The sequence below is a fragment of the Mycobacterium montefiorense genome, from assembly GCF_003112775.1.
Classification (GTDB): domain Bacteria; phylum Actinomycetota; class Actinomycetes; order Mycobacteriales; family Mycobacteriaceae; genus Mycobacterium; species Mycobacterium montefiorense.
The window spans coordinates 1068549-1084180 of the sequence record NZ_BFCH01000018.1 but is presented as its reverse complement, the minus strand read 5'-3'; the positions used below and the strand labels follow the sequence as shown (position 1 = coordinate 1084180).

Genomic DNA, 15632 nt, shown 5'->3' with positions numbered 1-15632 from the left:
TCTGTTCCCTCGCGCCGACAGGCCACTTTGACCATACACAGCGGGCACGATGTCAACGGCCGGTTACCGCGCGCAATCATCGATGTGGACGGGGTATCCAGCGCGCAAGATCCGCACTGTGGACGGCGGGGTCAGCACCGTGGCCGCGCCGGCCCTAGGGCGTGGCAGCTTTCGCCGATAGGAGTTGTCCCGATCCCAAACCGTGAGGTGGTCGCTGACGACGACGGCCGCACCGAAGTCGGTAGCGACAAATACTCCGTCGGGCAGACCGTTCCAAGGGGCACGATGGCCGGCCCCGTCGATCCGCTCACCGTGTAGCTGTGCATCCATATGCGTCGCGTAAACGTCTGTCCCATAATGTGTTTCAGACCATAGCGACCGGTAGGTCTGATAGGCGCGGTGTCGACATTCACCGCATGGGCGATGACCGGCAGCCAGCGCCACGGCCTCGTCGAGGAAGAACAGTGGCGTGTACCGATTGGGTTCCCACTGCGCCACCCGGCGGCCCCGGAACGACAACACACACGTGATCCAGGTCTTGTGCTGATGGTTGCGAAAAACGTCGCGTTGACCGCGGCCCTGGTGCAGACGCCCGCGGTTGCCCATCCAGGCGCCACGACCCGACACGGCAACGATCTCTCCGAGCGGTGAGACCCGGTTGCGGGCCGGCCCTTCCGTCGTCATCCCGCCCGCTCGAGGTCGAGCAGCAATCCCTTCGCCACGGACCCGCCGCGGTAGGCGCCGACGGCTCCATCGGATCGGATCACCCGATGACACGGCACGACGATGGGAATCGGGTTCGTTGCGCACGCGGTGCCGACGGCGCGTACCGCCTTGGGGGAGCCGGCCAGTTGCGCCATCGCCGCATAGCTGGTCGTCGCGCCGTAACTGATGTCGGTGTTGAGGTGTTCCAGCACCGCGCGCCGAAACCCGTGCGACAGCGACCAGTCCAGGGCAATGTCGAAGTGGCGCCGGACGCCGGCGAAGTATTCGTCGAGCTGTCGTGCGATCGGGTCCAGCCGCGTGGGGGCCTCGAGCATCCGCGGACTGATCCGCTCGGACAGAGCCAGCAGCACGCAGTCACGATCCTCGTTCTCGAACGCCACCCGGAGAAGTCCGCGAGGGGTGGCAGCCAGCAGCAGCGGCCCGACTGCGGAGTCCACTATGCGATAGGCGATGTCGAGCAGATCGGCGGCCTGGGCGTCGATTTCCAGACGGGCGTGTAGGCGCTGCAGATGATCCGGGTCGACGGGGTAGTAGCGGTCGAGGTCGGTCGAGGTCATGGTCGTTCCTTTGCGATGTCGAGAAGGGGATATGTGCGCCGCAGGGTGGCGATGCCGTCGGCTGCGGCTCGTCGGGCAGCGGCAGCGTTGCTGTCGAGGATCGTCGCGATCTCGGAGTAGGGCAGTCCCGCCAAGTAGTGGTACGCCACGGCCTGGCGCTGCTTGGGTGGCAGCGCGCCCACGGCCGCGTCCAGATCGAGATCGTGGCCATCAGCCCGTTCCCTGGCGGGGGAGTCGGGGGTGTCGGCGACCGGGACGGCCCGCCGTGACGCCGCGCGTGTGATGTCGATGGCTTTGCGGTGCGCGATCGTGACTAGCCACGCCTCGACGTTGGCGCCGGCTGGCAATTGGGGATAAGCCCTCAATGCCGCCAGGAAGGTGTCCGACCACGCGTCGTCGGCATCGTTGTGACCGACCACGGCACGCACGACTCGCAGCACCGTGGCACCGTGGTGTGCCACGGTGCTGCGAAGGGCGGTTTGACGTCCTGCTCGGCATTCACCTTGGCGATGTCCTCCTGCTCCTGATTTGAAGACGTCGGCGCATCGTGGAATGTGAGAAAGAGTCTTGTCGTCCGCGATGCGGGTTGGAAGTCGTCCACCCACTGCTGCCAGCACCGGCACAGTGGACGAGGCATTCGTTAATACGAATGCCTCTAGTATCTATGTTCGTGGGATCAGCCCGCTCATGCCGGGATAATTGCGGATATAGCTGATTGGGCCTCGGATATCCACACTTGCCACCGGAGTAGCCACGAACTAGAACACGTTCTAAGGTAGGCAACACGATGCGTTAATGGCGCCCGACCGGGGGCCGGTGCCAGGCGACAAGGGGTAGTGATGATCGACAACCACTCAGCGGATGTAGTCGTGGTGGGATACGGGGCCGCGGGTGTGTGCGCGGCACTGGAAGGCCGATCTCGCGGGGCCGATGTCATGGCGATCGACCGGTTCAACGGTGGGGGCGCGACACAGGTATCCGGCGGCATCATCTACGCCGGTGGCGGAACGTGGGTTCAACGGGCAGGCGGTATCGCCGACAGCGCCGAAGGGATGTTCGCGTATTTGCAGGCCGAGATCGGCGATGCAGTGCGACCCGAAACACTGCGCCGTTTTGTCGATTCCAGCCCGGAGATGATCGACTGGCTCACCGCCCACGGCGTGCCGTTCGAGGCATCGGTATGTCCGTACAAGACTTCCTATCCGAACAACAAGTACTACCTCTACTACTCGGGAAGCGAGAACTCCGGGCGCTTTCGCGGCATCACTCCGCCGGTGCAGCGCGGCCACCGGGCCAAGGGGGCAGGGGCGTCCGGCAAGAAGATCTATCAACCGCTGGCCGCTGCAGCAGCGCGCCTGGGAGTGCGCACCCAATTCCACACCCGGGCAATGTCGTTGTTGACCGATCCGTCCGGCCGGGTCGTCGCAGTGCGAACCAGTACTCTTGCCGGCGCACCGGCGTGGGTTCGGCAGCGCTACCGCACGTATGCATCACTTGCCGTCAAACCGGGCATCTATTACCCGCCGCTGCGCGCGGCGATGGAAAGACGGCTGAACCACCTGGAGCGGCGCTATGCGCGTACCGTCGACATTCGTGCTCGTAAGGCCGTCATCCTTTGTGCGGGCGGCTATATCGCGAACCGTGAACTTATCGCCACGCATGCGCCGGCCTACCGCGATGGGCTGCAGCTTGGCACTACCGCAGACGACGGCAGCGGAATGCAATTGGCGGCCACCATCGGCGCTGCCGTCGATCGACTCGACAATGTCTCGGCCTGGCGGTTCATCACGCCGCCCAGCGCATTCCTGGGCGCACTGATTGTCGACTCGCGCGGCCAGCGCATCATCGACGAAACCCGCTACGGCGCTGCCGTCGGTCATGCGATGATCCAAGACCATAACGGCCAAGGCTGGATCCTTGTCGATCAAGCGCTGCTCAGACAAGCCCGAACTGAGCTACCACAGCAGGCAATCTGGTTTCAACGGCTACAGATGGAAGCCATGCTGCGCACCGACCGCACCCGGGCAGACACCCTCGAGGAAGTCGCGATAAAGGCCGGAATCGACCCTGCGGGACTACGTCGTACAGTGGCCGCTCACAACGAGGCCGCGGGCGCAGGACAGCCCGATCCGATGGGAAAGCCCGCCGAATTCGTCCGCCCTGTCGGGCAGGGACCGTTTTCGTTGATCGCGATCTCGGTCAAACGAAGCTTGATCAATCCATGCCCGATGTTCACCCTCGGCGGACTGCTCGTCGATGAACTCACCGGCGCGGTGAAAACGGTCGCTGGCGAACCGATCCCCGGCCTCTACGCTGCCGGACGCACCGCGGTCGGAATCTGTGCCAACTCTTATGTCAGCGGCCTGTCATTGGCCGATTGCATTTTCTCTGGCCGGCGGGCCGCCGAACATGCTGTCCAGGAACAACCTGCGTTACCTCCGTTCGATCCGGCGAGCGCCTGAACCGCCAAACGCGTTGCTCCTCAACAACTGGTAACCCGCAACCACTATCTAAGGTCGCGACCTCACGCTTGTCGACCGGTCGTCGTCTACCTATAGAGGAGGTTGAACGATGACAGCACGACACACGATGATCGAGAGCCCGCTGGGCGAGCTGACCCTGGTCGCCGACGGCGCCTTGTTGACGGGTGTGTATTTCCGGCATCATTGGCACCCGCCCACCGCAGACACGCTCGGCGAGTTCGTCGAGCCGGCCGCCGATGAATTATTCGGCCGCACCGGCGAGCAGCTGCGCGAATACCTGGCGGGAGAGCGCACCCAATTCGATCTGCCAATGGCACTGATGGGTGACCCGCGTCGGCACCGAGTTTGGGATCTGCTCACCGACATCGGCTACGGACGGACGAAGACATACGGTGAGTTGGCCGCCGAATTGGCTGACGGCACCACCGCCTACGAAGTGGGCCAGGCCGTCGGGCGCAATTCGCTCAGCATCGTCGTTCCGTGCCATCGGGTGGTCGGAAAGGACGGCGCGCTGACCGGTTACGCGGGCGGGCTGAAGCGCAAACGATTCCTGCTGGAACTCGAAGAGCCGGCACCCGCGGTGGCTGGCAGACTGTTCTGATGCCATCGACATGGCGTAAGCGGGTCGATGCCGCGGATTGGGACGCGGTCACCGCCGACATGAACGATGTCGGCGGTGCGCTGCTGCCGGAGCTGATCACCCCCGCGGAGTGTGCTTCGGTGATCGATTTATATCCCGACGACAGTTTGTTCCGCACCATCGTCGACATGGGCCGGCACCGCTATGGGCAAGGCGAGTATCGATACTTCAAACGGCCTTATCCGCGTCCGATCGAAGACCTGAAGCAGGCACTCTATCCTCGGCTGCTGCCGATTGCCCGCGACTGGTGGACCAAGCTTGGCCGCGACACCCCTTGGCCCGACTCCCTCGATGAATGGCTCGAAATGTGCCACGGCGCGGCGCAAACCAAGCCCACCGCCCTGATGCTCAAGTACGGGCCCGGGGATTGGAACGCCCTGCACCGAGACCTGTACGGAGACCTGATCTTTCCGCTGCAGGTCGTCATCAATCTCAATGAGCCCGGAGTGGCGCATACCGGAGGCGAATTCCTGCTCGTCGAGCAGCGAGCCCGAGCTCAGTCACGTGGGACGGTCATGACGTTGCCGCAAGGACACGGCTACGTCTTCACCACCAGAGAACGGCCGGTCCGATCGACGCGGGCCTGGTCGGCAGCCCCAGTCCGGCACGGCGTTTCCGCGGTCCGTTCCGGCCAGCGCTACACGCTGGGATTGATTTTTCACGACGCGGCCTGAACATCATGACGGCCGGCTAGGGCACCATGGTGGTATGGAGCTGTACGACGTCATGCGATCCACCTCCGCAGTACGCGAATTCACCGACGATCCGCTTCCCGATGACGTTCTCGGGCGCATCCTCGACAGCGCCCGCTTCGCACCTACCGGCGGTAACCGGCAGGGCGTGCGTGCCATCGTGCTACGCGATCAGCAGACCCGTTCGGCCTTGGCGGATCTTGGGCTAACCGCTGCCCGCCGCTACACGGCACAGCTCGCCAACGGCGAATCGCCGTGGAATCCGTTGCAGCCAACCAGCGTAGACGCATCCGCGATCGAGGCTGCGCAGGTTCCCAAGCAGATGTCGGCCCCGTTTCGTGATGCGCCGGTGGTGCTGGCGATCTGTCTGAACCTCGCCGTCGTTGCCGCTACCGACCAGGACCTGGACCGTATCGCGGTGGTACCCGGCGCATCCGTGTACCCATTTGTGTGGAACGTCTTGCTGGCCGCGCGCAATGAAGGCTACGGCGGAGTACTGACCACGATGATTGTCGCCGAGGAGAAGCGGGCGAAAGATCTTCTCGGCATACCCGTCTCTTACGCGATCGCGGCGCTGGTGCCGTTGGGCAGACCCGTGCGCCAAGTGACGAAGTTACGACGGCGCCCGATCTCTGAGTTCGTCACCTCGGAGCGATTCGACGGGACGCCGTTTCCCGGCTGATCGGGTTCTCCCTCGGGTCCCTCTGTCAGGGAAAGGGGCAACCGGGATTTGGGGCATCTTCGGCAAGTGGCTTTCCCGTCGGCATGATGTAGATGACTTCGAGGACCAGGGGCGTGGCGCCGAGGTTGCGGCCCAGATGCACGTGTTCGGGCCCCGCGGGTTCGGTAACCGGATCACCCGGGTGGTACACGCCGTCAATTGAGCAGTCAGCCGAATAATGGGTGAGGGTGCCGCGCTTGACCGCTCCGACTAGAGTGCCATCATGCCAGTGCCAGCCGGTACTGCCGCCCGGGTCGATAGTGATCTCCCGGACGATGAAATCTCTTCCCTCTTGCGATGATTGGGCTAGTTGAGCCGAATGCACTCCGCTCCCGGGAGTCGCAGCGCTACGCGTCGGGGGGGTAACGAGCGATAGCAAAAGGAGAACCAATACAAGTACCGCGCGACGTGAACGCATCGACCTCATCCTAACCAGGGGTCGCCTACTTTGTCATTACGCGGCGACTACCACCTCGGGTTCGCGGATATATCGTTGCTCAATAGCGAAGTCCATCAGCAGCTTTCGCATGTTCCGACGACCTCGATGAATGCGAGACATGACCGAACCCAGCGGTATGTTGAGGATTTCGCCGATCTCCTTGTATCGGAAGCCTTCAACGTCGGCGTAGTAAACAGCCAGCTGCTGCCCCTCGGGGAGTTTCTGCAGTGCCTGGCGAACCTCGGGGTGGACGATCGAGTTGAGAGCTTCGGCCTCAGCCGACAATCGCCCTGCGCCCGGCTGTGGGGGGCCAGTGGGAATCAGATAGTCGCTCACGTCGCCGGCCAACCACTCCGTTGGGCGACGTTGTGCGGTGCGGTAGTGGTTGATCCGCGTGTGGTTCATGATCGTGAAAAGCCATGCGCGTAGGTTTGTCCCTTCCCTGAAGGAGGCAAATCCGACGTAAGCCTTGACTATGGTTTCCTGGACGAGGTCTTCGGTGTCTGCGTGGCTTTGGCTATACCTGCGTGCCGCACGGTACAGCTGGTCCCGCAACGGCATGACGTCGCGTTCGAATCGTGCTGCGAGCTCGTCGGGACTCGGGCTCGTGGACTCCTGCAGTTCCGGATTAGGCGGGGACACCGGCATGATCGTCAACCTCGTAATCTTTGAGCGCGATTGTGCCCCTCCATCAGAGCAACCAAACTTGATCGTGTCCAATGAATGGTTCTGATTTGGGTCATCAAATTTGGAGATAACGGCTGTGCGGTGGGGTTTACCAGGCGAGTAGGCGACGCCGGTTACGGATCGCGAAAGGTGCTGTCGGCTGGGGTGATTAGTTTGTCGACCGAGGTTGCGGTCGCGGGCGGCGCCAACGAGAGGATCAACTCGGCGAGCCTCGCGGCGGCAGGGGCGATGCGTGCTGGCGCTCCCATAGCGAGGAAGATTGGCCACACGATCTCTGGCTGCAACGGCACCGCACGGAGGTCCGGAAAGCGGCTAGCGTCGCTGGCGGGCATGAATATGGTGCCCAATCCGTGTCGGACCAGACTGGACGCGACCCCGTAATTGACCGCGGCTTCATACGGAGTGTGTGGTGTGACGCCGGCCGCCGCGAAGGCGTTCTCGACTAGTCGGCGCAATCCGAATTCGGCGGGGAAGCCGATCAGGTTCTCCTCGGCAACTTCTGCCATGCCGATGCGGTCGCGTTGCGCCAGCGGATGATCGTGCCTGCAGACAAAAAGCATCGGCTCTTCAGTCAGCAGCCGCATCTGGATACCCGTGGGGAAGCGATCCGGCGCCGACACGAAGGCCAGGTCGAGCGACCCGTTCGCGATGGCTGTGAGATGTGGCGTCGAACCCCACTGACTCAGCCGCAGCATGATTTGTACGAACGGATAGGTGCGGTGGAACTCGCCCAACATCTTTGGGATGTCCAGCGCACGAAAGGATATGAGGGACCCCACCTCCACGGTGCCGGAGAGCTCGCCGAGGTAGTCGCTGATCGAATCCTTGGCCAGTTGAGCGCCGTGGATGATGCGGCGGGCATGATCCCGAAACAACTCACCCGCCGGGGTCAGCTTGATCTGCTGCTTGGATCGATCGAACAGTTCTACGCCGAGTTCTTTCTCCAGCTTGCCGACCGATGTGGAGAGGGCGGACTGAACGACGCGAACTCGTTGCGCCGCGCGCGAAAAGCTCATCTCGCTTGCAACAGCGATGAAGTACTCAAGTTGCCGAAGCTCCATCCCTGAAATCCCATCGATATAGTTGAAGGAATACGTCCAGATCATCGTCAGAATCGATGATTCCTGGATGCTGCTATGAGGTGTAACACCGTCCAATCGCGTTGTGTGGCCTCCGCGCGGGTACGACTTTTCGTCATCAGCTGCATCGCGATCGTTGCTACTCACTGCCGGAATGGTGATACTCCAGGGGCTCGGACAGGTGTACATAGGAGACGATGAAGTGACACGAATCGCGCCTTCCGCGGCGGTCGCCGCGGTGCCGACTGAAGGTCTCGGTCAAGGGGATCGGATCAACCTCGGCGTTGCCTCCATCGTCAGTCGCCTTCCCGCGGCGGCTGAGGCATTGGGCGCTTTGACCGCCGCGCTTCGCGCCAACGGGAGTCTGTCGCCGCGGCTGCTAGAGCTGGTGCGCCTGCGCATCGCTTTTTTCAACCAATGCCGCAGCTGCATCGCAGTCCGCTACCAAAGCGCCATCGACGACGGCCTCGACGAGGATGCGGTCTGCTCGCTGGAACGACCGGCTGACGCGGAAAATCTTTCGGACGCCGAGCGTTCGGCTCTTCACTTCGCCGAGTTGTTCGCGACCAACCACTTGGCGATCGACGATGCGGTCTACGACGGACTACGTGCGCACTTCAGCGAGGACCAGTTGGTGGAACTCGGCTTGCACTGCGCAATCGCTCTCGGGGTCGGGCGACTCTCGGCGACTTGGGATGTTAGTGACGATCTACCCGAGTCGAATGGCTCATCTGAGCGCTTGGCTCCTTGGAACTCCGGGTCGGTCGTCGCGACCGGCTAGCCAGCCGCACACGGGCAGCCCGAAGAGGGAAAGCGTCACTGTGACGGAATATGTTGGGGTCGTTGCCTCTTGGCGCTCAGCCGCCATTGCGCCATATCGGTAGCAGTCAGAGGTTGCGTCGGCGATAGCGTCGGAGACGGTGGATATTGGCCAGCGTTGCCGAGCCGGTGAATGGACGCAGAGCAGCATCAAGGCGGGCACGGACGGCATGGGTGTCGAGGCCAATCCCAATCGCAACGAGGCAGTTGGCCGGCATCCCAGGTGGCGCGATTGCAATATGAATCGCCGCGCCGACCAGATTGACCGCGTAGGTGTGCGTAGCTGCGCCGTATCGCACCGCCACGGCGCCCTTGAGTCGGTATGCGCCTGGCGGCGGGTTCTCGAGCAAGTCGATTAGCGCGCCCGGGTCGATTTCGCCCGTGCTCGTCGCCGTGACCGCGTCGGCGTGCGAATTGTCGTGGTCGTGATTGTGGATCGGGGGGTCGGTCGATGTATCAACGAGCAGTTCGCGCAACGAGAGCTGGCCCGGCTCGTCGCGCGTTCCGGCTACGTCGTAAAGCAGTGCAGGGTCGATCTGACCGGCGACCGATCCGACGACGGTCGCGCGTGGATTGCGTTCTCGCACTTGCCGTTCCACCCGCTCGACCATGGCAGTGCGATCGTGCTGGGGGAGTTGGTCAAGTTTGTTGACGACGACGAGGGAGGCTACGCCGTAGCGGGCCGGTGACATAGCGCCGACATCGACGGTGTCGAAGTGTGTCGTGGCATCGACGACATCGACAAGTCCGCCGAACCGGATGCCGGGGACCTCGCTGAAGCCGATGATCCGGGCGACGGCAACAGGTTCGGCCAGCCCGCTAGCCTCGACGATGACGGCATCCAGATCGAGCCGAGGATCGGCGAGCTTGGCCAATGCGTCGTCGATCCCGCCGTCATCGGGCAGGCAGCAGATGCAGCCGCCGGCGATAGATGCAGGCTCGTCGACTTGCCCGGTTACCAGCATGGCGTCGACATTGAGCTCGCCGAAGTCATTGATAATTACGCCAATTCGCGCTCCCGGACTACGAAGCACGTGGTTGAGGAGAGTTGTCTTGCCGGCGCCAAGATAGCCCGTCAAGCTAATCACGGGGATCGCTCGCACACATGTCCTTCCCGTCTCACCGGCTCCCGCAGATCCGGGCAGAGTGCTGACCAAATCGGCGCGCCAAGTGTAATGCTAATGATTAATCTCACCACCTCCCGTCACCGGCCTGCCCGCGGTCATCATCGCTCTCTCGAGGTCAACGATGAGTACATCGGCGTGTGACGCTGGCGCGGCGCCGAAATCGAAACTTCGCGACCATGAAGTCCTCACGAACCTCGCCCGGTCGAGGGCAGCATAGTCAGTGCGGATCAGGGCTCGCAGCAATGCGCTCGCCCGTTCCACGAACAGGAGCCAGGAATGACGATGATCCGAATAAATCAATTGGCCAGCAAAGTATTTAGTGACTGGCTTCAGCAGCGAGGTTGTGATTCACGTAACATTGACCTCGGCGCGAGAGCCGGTGATATATTCATATATGAAATGATTGTCATATGCAACTATAGCCTATGACGTGAAAACTACAGAAGCCGACATCGTGAATTCTGTTCCGCGCGTTGACTAATCAAGCAATCAGAGCCAAGGAAGTCCCAATCGAAACGGGTCTCCCAGGGCGACAGGCAATCTCGCTGATTGGCACCCGGTTGGCGCTTGTGGGTGTCCCTATCCCGCCGGCCTGTCTGGGCGCCGCGTCGGGGGTATCACGAGTGTTCCCAGTCGGGCGCATGCGAGGTTCAAGTGCGCTTAGCCAGATGGGTTCTCACGCGGTTCTCGGACTCGGGGATGGGGCCAAACAGACGGTACCAAATGCGTATTGAATATGAACGAGTGTTGGCTGCCATCAAAGCAACTCGCGTCACACACATACCGGGCTGGCATATCGAAGCGCCCAGACGGCTTGCCGCAAGTAGGCAGTCCTGAAGAAGTGAGGAATTCGCTCGCAGGGCGTTCCTGGTACGTCGACGACGTCGGCCTTAGTTTTTGCGGAGCGACGAGGTATGGCCCCGCCACTGTCGATGCAACTGTTCCCGTCAGCTCCTCCTACTCACGACAGGAGATTTCCGGTGCAGAGATGCAGATGGGATCCGAAATCGTTGCGCGCGTTGCGCGGTCGTAAGAGTCAGCTGAGGTGCATCCTTAACACACTTGACACTTCGGCGGAAAGCCGACAGTGCAGGATCCTCCTGCTGGCGTCGCCGACTGGCAGTGGAAAGAGTCGGCTTCTGATTGAGTCGATGGTGCAGGCCGAGCGGCGCGGCTTCGCCGTTGTGGATGGACTCGCGGAGAGATTTCAGTCTCTGACGCCGCCTGCCACGCGAGCCGCCCATCTGGAATCCCGCATTAGTCAGCTGATCCGCCATCAACCGGTACTTGTCGCCATCGATGATCTGCAAGCGTTAGATGCAGCCAACATCAGGGCCCTGTCTGGTCTGGTAAGTAAGTTCTCCGGCGTTCCGCTGGTATGGGAATTCGCCTTAAGCTCAGGCGGCGTGGAGACGCCAGGTGCTCAATTCTTTACTGCTCTCAGTCAGGATGAGCGAGTCCAGCATCTAGAACCCCTGGGACTGCTATCAAAGTCAGCGGTCACCGAGGTCGTTCACGACCTGTTGGGGGCTGAGCCCAGCCACGATCTGGTCGTATTGTGCCAATGTTTTGATTCCAACCCCAAGACCGTGGTCGAGTTGGTGCTTAGCCTCGAACAAGACGGCGCAATCGACATCAACGATGGTATCGCGCAGTTACGAACCGATGAATCCGCGGCTAGGCCACTGCTAACCCGGCCGGAAGGACAAACTACTGCTGTCCCTGCACAACTCCTATCGCGAGTTCTGGATCGGCTTGCGGGACTGTCAGAGCCAAGTCGACGTTGCTTACAAGTCGCTGCCGTGCTCGGGCGCATGTTTTCACCGCAGGACCTGCTGGAGATGCTCGGGTGCTCTCCCGCAGAATTGCTGGTGCCGATGTCTGATGCGGTCGCGTCAGGCCTGATCACCAGCGAGGCAGAAGAATTCGCCTTTTCGCACGACTTGATTTGGCGGGCTGTCTTGGCCACCGTACCAATACCGCTAGTCTCTCTGCTGCATCGCGAGGCGGCCACCATGCTCGTTCAGCGAAAAGGCAGACACACCAAGGAATCAGCTCTGCATTTGTTGCAGTCCCCGCGGCCCGACAATGTCGAGGGTGTCGGTACAATTGCGCGTACGGCAGAGCGGCTGTTGATCGGCGCACCTGCCACTGCGGCCGCATTGGCATTGCGTGGCATGGAGATAACGCCGCGCGGTAGTCGCGAACACTTCGCGATGGCGGGCACTGCGATGATTGGGTTCCTACGATCCGGGTGCCTAGAGCAATCGGCTCAGATTGCCGAAGAATTCATTGGCCAGGCCACCGAGGACACCGGCCTGATGGCAGACCGCGTCAAAGCAAGCATGGCTATCGTTATGGCGTTGCAAGGCGAAACTAACCGAGCTCTCGCCCTAACCTCAGCCTCAGATGGGGCTGCACGAAACGGGGTTTCCCGCAGTACTGACATGGTGCGGCTTGCGATCTCATCTTTCTCGCATGTCGAGACCGCCGGCGCGGTCGCCGAATCGATACTCACCGGTGCATCCCGACGGCCCGCCGACATGACGATGGCTGCGCTTTCAGTGCGCGCAACGGGCGCCTGGCGCAGGGGCAATATCCATGATGCATTGTGCGCGATCGAAGAGGCGGCTGGCCTGTGGCGGCGCTGGTCTGGCTATGCCTTCACCTCATACCCGCTATGGCAACAAGCATGGATGCTGCTGCGGTTGCAGGAGTTGGAAGCCGCCCAGACAGTGATGGAGTCGATTACCTGCGTCATCGAATCAGGCAACAGTGACGTGCTAGCAGCGGTCCCTGTGTCGCTCCGAGGTTGGTACCGATTCGCAAAAGGCGATCTTGCCGGCGCAGAACTGGATGCGTCCGAAGCGTTGGAGCGGTGTCGGGGTTATCACGCCGTGCTGCCATTTCCTTTCCTGCACGCATTGCGTGCGTTGACCGCGTTGCGCCGCGGCGAGTTGGCGAATGCTTCTGAGCGCGCGCGCCTCCTGGATGAGTCCCTCCCGCGCGACCCGTTGAATCCGCTGTGGGGAGTGCGATGTCTGGTGCTTGCTCAAGTGAAAGCTGCCTGCGATGACACCAAACTTGCGCTGGAGGCTTTGCTCGATGCGGATGACGGTCTGCAACTGACGCTGGCAGACCCCATCTCCGCTGTGTGGTGTGTTCGGTTAGCTTGCAACGCGGGAGATCGTTCGTTTGCCGGAAGATTGGTGGAGACGACCGAGATGATCAGCGCGCAGAACCCAAATATATCGCTATTCGCGAATATCGCCGCCCATGGCCGCGGCCTGCTGGATCGGGACCCTGAGGCGGTGAAAATGGCTGCCGCGCAATACTCCGATCCGTGGGCTCAAGCTTCGGCGCGCGAGGATGCCGGTGTGCTACTCAGCACGGTTGACCGGGTGGGCGCAGTGTCCGAGTTAAGTACGGCGATGACCGGATTCGCGATTCTGGACGCGAACTGGGATGTCGCTCGGCTCCGTCATCGGCTGCGTGACCTTGGTGTTCGGCGTCGGCACTGGATTCACAGAACGCGCCCGACATCAGGGTGGGCGAGCCTCACTGATATGGAGGAGAAGGTGGCGCGGCTTGCGGCGCGAGGCCTCACCAACCGACAAGCGGCTCGAGAGCTGTTCATCTCGCCCCATACAGTCGGATTTCACCTACGCCAGATCTATCGCAAGCTGGAAATCCGATCACGGGTCGATCTGGCAAGGATCGCACAGCTTCCCGAAAACATGAGAGATACTTAATGTTTCGCGAGAGACCCTAGGGGCTAGCGACAGGGCGTCGTCGAAAAGCGCTGCGCGACTGGATCGTCGGTCCGCAGCTCACCATGCTAATTGCATTAAGTACTCGTAATCTGTAGGAAGTAGCTGACATAGCTCCGACGCCTCGTCAGAAAGCAACGCGAACTCCCGCTGGGCGGTGCTTGAGTCGAGCAGCGATAGAGCCGAGGACGCCCGCAGCGAAATGCCGCCTAGCCCAATGAGCATGCAGACGTATGAGTAAGCCTCAAATCCATGGTAAGACGGAAAAATTGATTCGGCATCGGGCAACTTGGTTCGCCAACGTGAGAGTCGTTCGGTGAGCGCGGCGGGTATCTCACGAGTCTTAGTGTCACGCCAGTACTTTGTATCTACACGCGCTGCCCCACGATAGTGCAGGACCAAGAACTCTCGTACACCTTCCATGCATTGCTCGACCCTCCGATTGTATGCATCCGCTAAGGTCTTATCCCAACGCTCATCTGGAAAGTGCTTCACCAACTGCTCTACACCGTGTTGTATGAAAAATATTCCAGTCGACTCGAGTGGTTCGACGAAGCCACTGGACGGTCCTATCGCGACGCAGTTCCGAACCCAGGATCGTCGGCTGCGCCCGACTCGCGTTCGAAGATGGTTTGCCTCAAGTTCCTCTGCAGCAGAGCCGACGAACTCTCGGAGGGTGCGTTCTGCTTCGTCAGGGCTGCAGTATGTCTCGGCGTAGACGTAGCCGGTCCCGATCCACCCTAAAAGCGGGATCGTCCAGATCCAGCCAGCATCTTGGGCTGTGGCGGTTGTATACGGATGCAGTTGCGCGCAATGCGTATCAGTCGGGACGCGCAATGCGACCGAACGATCATTTGGGAGGTCGGGGTATGAAATAAATGGCTCCTCGAGCGTCCTGCCCAGCAGGAGACCGCGGAAGCCCGTGCAGTCGACAAATAGGTCGCCCGCTACATCCCCGCTTGCTCGTGTGCGTAGGTGGCTGATCCAACCGCGATCGTCCTGAAGTACAGCCACAACATCGTCGCGAAGGTGTCGGACCCCACGCTGCACTGCGAAGTCTCGTAGGAAGTCCGCGAGCAGCGTCGCGTCGAAGTGGTACGCGTAGGGAAACTGTGTGCTTTGCTCAGACAGTGTTGATCGGCGGTGCACTCCTTCTGATGCCCCCGTAAATAGGGAACCATCGAGGTGCCTTGGGGATCTATCGTGATCACTTAAATTGGCCACCAGGAAGCAGTCACGATCGAATCGATCGGACCTTGGGTTGTGAAGCCACCAATCTGTGAGATTGAACCCGTCGACGACTCGTGGACGTTCGAAAGAATGATAGAAGTGATGGCCGGGCTCGCGCCAATTCTCAAAGCGAATGCCAAGTTTATGGGTAGCGTGACACGAAGGCATCCATTCATGCTCTTCGAGGCCGAGGTATTCAAAAAAGTGCCGGATAGTGCTGAATGTAGCTTCGCCGACATCGATCGTGCCTACTTGCTCGGATTCGACCAGCGTTATCGCAATTCGGTCCCCAAACGCAACCTTCAGATACGACGCTGTCATCCATCCCGCAGTGCCGCCACCTACAATTACTATTCCTTGCAACACACTACTTCTCCTTAACAATGCAACGCATTCGTGCAGCCGATTGAGGCAACTACCGGGACATCGCCTTCTGCAAAGATTTCCAAATGGTCAAAGCTTCCATCGCACGAGGACTCTCTTTACCTCTTAGGGCACTGTCAATACCGAACCGCTGCACCAAACGTCGAATGCCCTGTGCTTTAGCTCTAGGCGCCCAGCGGTTACGGCAATCCGCCGCTAGCGGTATAGTAGAATTCGATACTAAAATGCTGTGCCATGCATAGTGGGAGCCATCTCTATTCGCGGCGGCGGCATCCTGA

The 15632-nt window shown here is 61.1% G+C and carries 14 protein-coding genes; 6 read left to right on the top strand and 8 right to left on the bottom strand.

Features of this window, described 5'->3' with window-relative positions; translation table 11 throughout:
• Positions 1-63 precede the first annotated feature (63 nt).
• Genes DB708_RS17575 through DB708_RS17565 form a run of 3 tightly spaced genes read right to left on the bottom strand, consistent with a single transcriptional unit; the run spans position 64 to position 1723 of the window.
• Positions 64-684 (bottom strand): hypothetical protein, encoded by a 621-nt coding sequence (locus tag DB708_RS17575; RefSeq protein ID WP_108923909.1) that lies wholly within the window; start codon positions 682-684, stop codon positions 64-66.
• Positions 681-1283: a methylated-DNA--[protein]-cysteine S-methyltransferase gene (locus DB708_RS17570; RefSeq protein ID WP_108923907.1), complete on the bottom strand. Its 603-nt coding sequence runs from the start codon at positions 1281-1283 to the stop codon at positions 681-683. Before DB708_RS17570 ends, DB708_RS17575 begins: the two co-directional genes overlap by 4 nt.
• Entirely contained in the window at positions 1280-1723 is a 444-nt protein-coding gene (locus DB708_RS17565; protein ID WP_235616805.1) for an RNA polymerase sigma factor, read from the bottom strand. Before DB708_RS17565 ends, DB708_RS17570 begins: the two co-directional genes overlap by 4 nt.
• Positions 1724-2122: 399 nt before the next feature.
• On the opposite strand from DB708_RS17565, the gene DB708_RS17560 reads away from it, so the two are divergent.
• From DB708_RS17560 to DB708_RS17545, 4 genes are all read left to right on the top strand, one after another.
• A complete protein-coding gene (locus DB708_RS17560) occupies positions 2123-3745 on the top strand; it encodes an FAD-binding protein (RefSeq protein ID WP_108923903.1) in 1623 nt (540 codons plus the stop codon).
• Between the two features lie 109 nt (positions 3746-3854).
• Positions 3855-4367 carry a methylated-DNA--[protein]-cysteine S-methyltransferase gene (locus tag DB708_RS17555; RefSeq protein ID WP_108923901.1) on the top strand — a complete coding sequence of 171 codons (513 nt, stop codon included), beginning with the start codon at positions 3855-3857 and terminating at the stop codon, positions 4365-4367.
• Positions 4367-5080: a 2OG-Fe(II) oxygenase gene (locus tag DB708_RS17550; RefSeq protein WP_108923899.1), complete on the top strand. Its 714-nt coding sequence runs from the start codon at positions 4367-4369 to the stop codon at positions 5078-5080. Before DB708_RS17555 ends, DB708_RS17550 begins: the two co-directional genes overlap by 1 nt.
• Before the next feature lie 34 nt (positions 5081-5114).
• Positions 5115-5780, top strand: a complete 666-nt coding sequence (locus tag DB708_RS17545; RefSeq protein WP_108923897.1) for a nitroreductase family protein — start codon at positions 5115-5117, stop codon at positions 5778-5780.
• 25 nt (positions 5781-5805) lie between these two features.
• Here DB708_RS17545 and DB708_RS17540 read toward each other — a convergent pair whose 3' ends face one another.
• The 3 genes from DB708_RS17540 to DB708_RS17530 form a co-directional block, all read right to left on the bottom strand.
• Positions 5806-6237, bottom strand: coding sequence for a cupin domain-containing protein (locus DB708_RS17540; protein WP_108924383.1), 432 nt, complete (start codon positions 6235-6237; stop codon positions 5806-5808).
• A gap of 36 nt (positions 6238-6273) precedes the next feature.
• Complete coding sequence (locus DB708_RS17535; protein ID WP_108923895.1) at positions 6274-6906, bottom strand: sigma-70 family RNA polymerase sigma factor; 633 nt, start codon at positions 6904-6906, stop codon at positions 6274-6276.
• Positions 6907-7058: 152 nt separating this feature from the next.
• On the bottom strand, positions 7059-8006 hold the full coding sequence (locus DB708_RS17530; protein WP_108924382.1) for a LysR family transcriptional regulator: 948 nt from the start codon (positions 8004-8006) through the stop codon (positions 7059-7061).
• Between the two features lie 220 nt (positions 8007-8226).
• Between DB708_RS17530 and DB708_RS17525 the strand changes: the two genes are divergently transcribed.
• The gene (locus DB708_RS17525) at positions 8227-8805 is read left to right on the top strand and encodes a carboxymuconolactone decarboxylase family protein (RefSeq protein ID WP_108924381.1); all 579 of its coding nucleotides are present in this window, start codon (positions 8227-8229) and stop codon (positions 8803-8805) included.
• 106 nt (positions 8806-8911) lie between these two features.
• Here DB708_RS17525 and DB708_RS17520 read toward each other — a convergent pair whose 3' ends face one another.
• Complete coding sequence (locus DB708_RS17520; protein WP_108923893.1) at positions 8912-9946, bottom strand: CobW family GTP-binding protein; 1035 nt, start codon at positions 9944-9946, stop codon at positions 8912-8914.
• Positions 9947-11121: 1175 nt separating this feature from the next.
• Between DB708_RS17520 and DB708_RS17510 the strand changes: the two genes are divergently transcribed.
• Positions 11122-13722, top strand: coding sequence for a helix-turn-helix transcriptional regulator (locus tag DB708_RS17510; RefSeq protein WP_165839848.1), 2601 nt, complete (start codon positions 11122-11124; stop codon positions 13720-13722).
• A 78-nt stretch (positions 13723-13800) separates the two neighbouring features.
• Here the strand turns inward: DB708_RS17510 and DB708_RS28230 are convergent, their stop codons facing one another.
• A complete protein-coding gene (locus DB708_RS28230) occupies positions 13801-15291 on the bottom strand; it encodes a tryptophan halogenase family protein (RefSeq protein ID WP_369692932.1) in 1491 nt (496 codons plus the stop codon).
• Between the last annotated feature and the right edge of the window lie 341 nt (positions 15292-15632).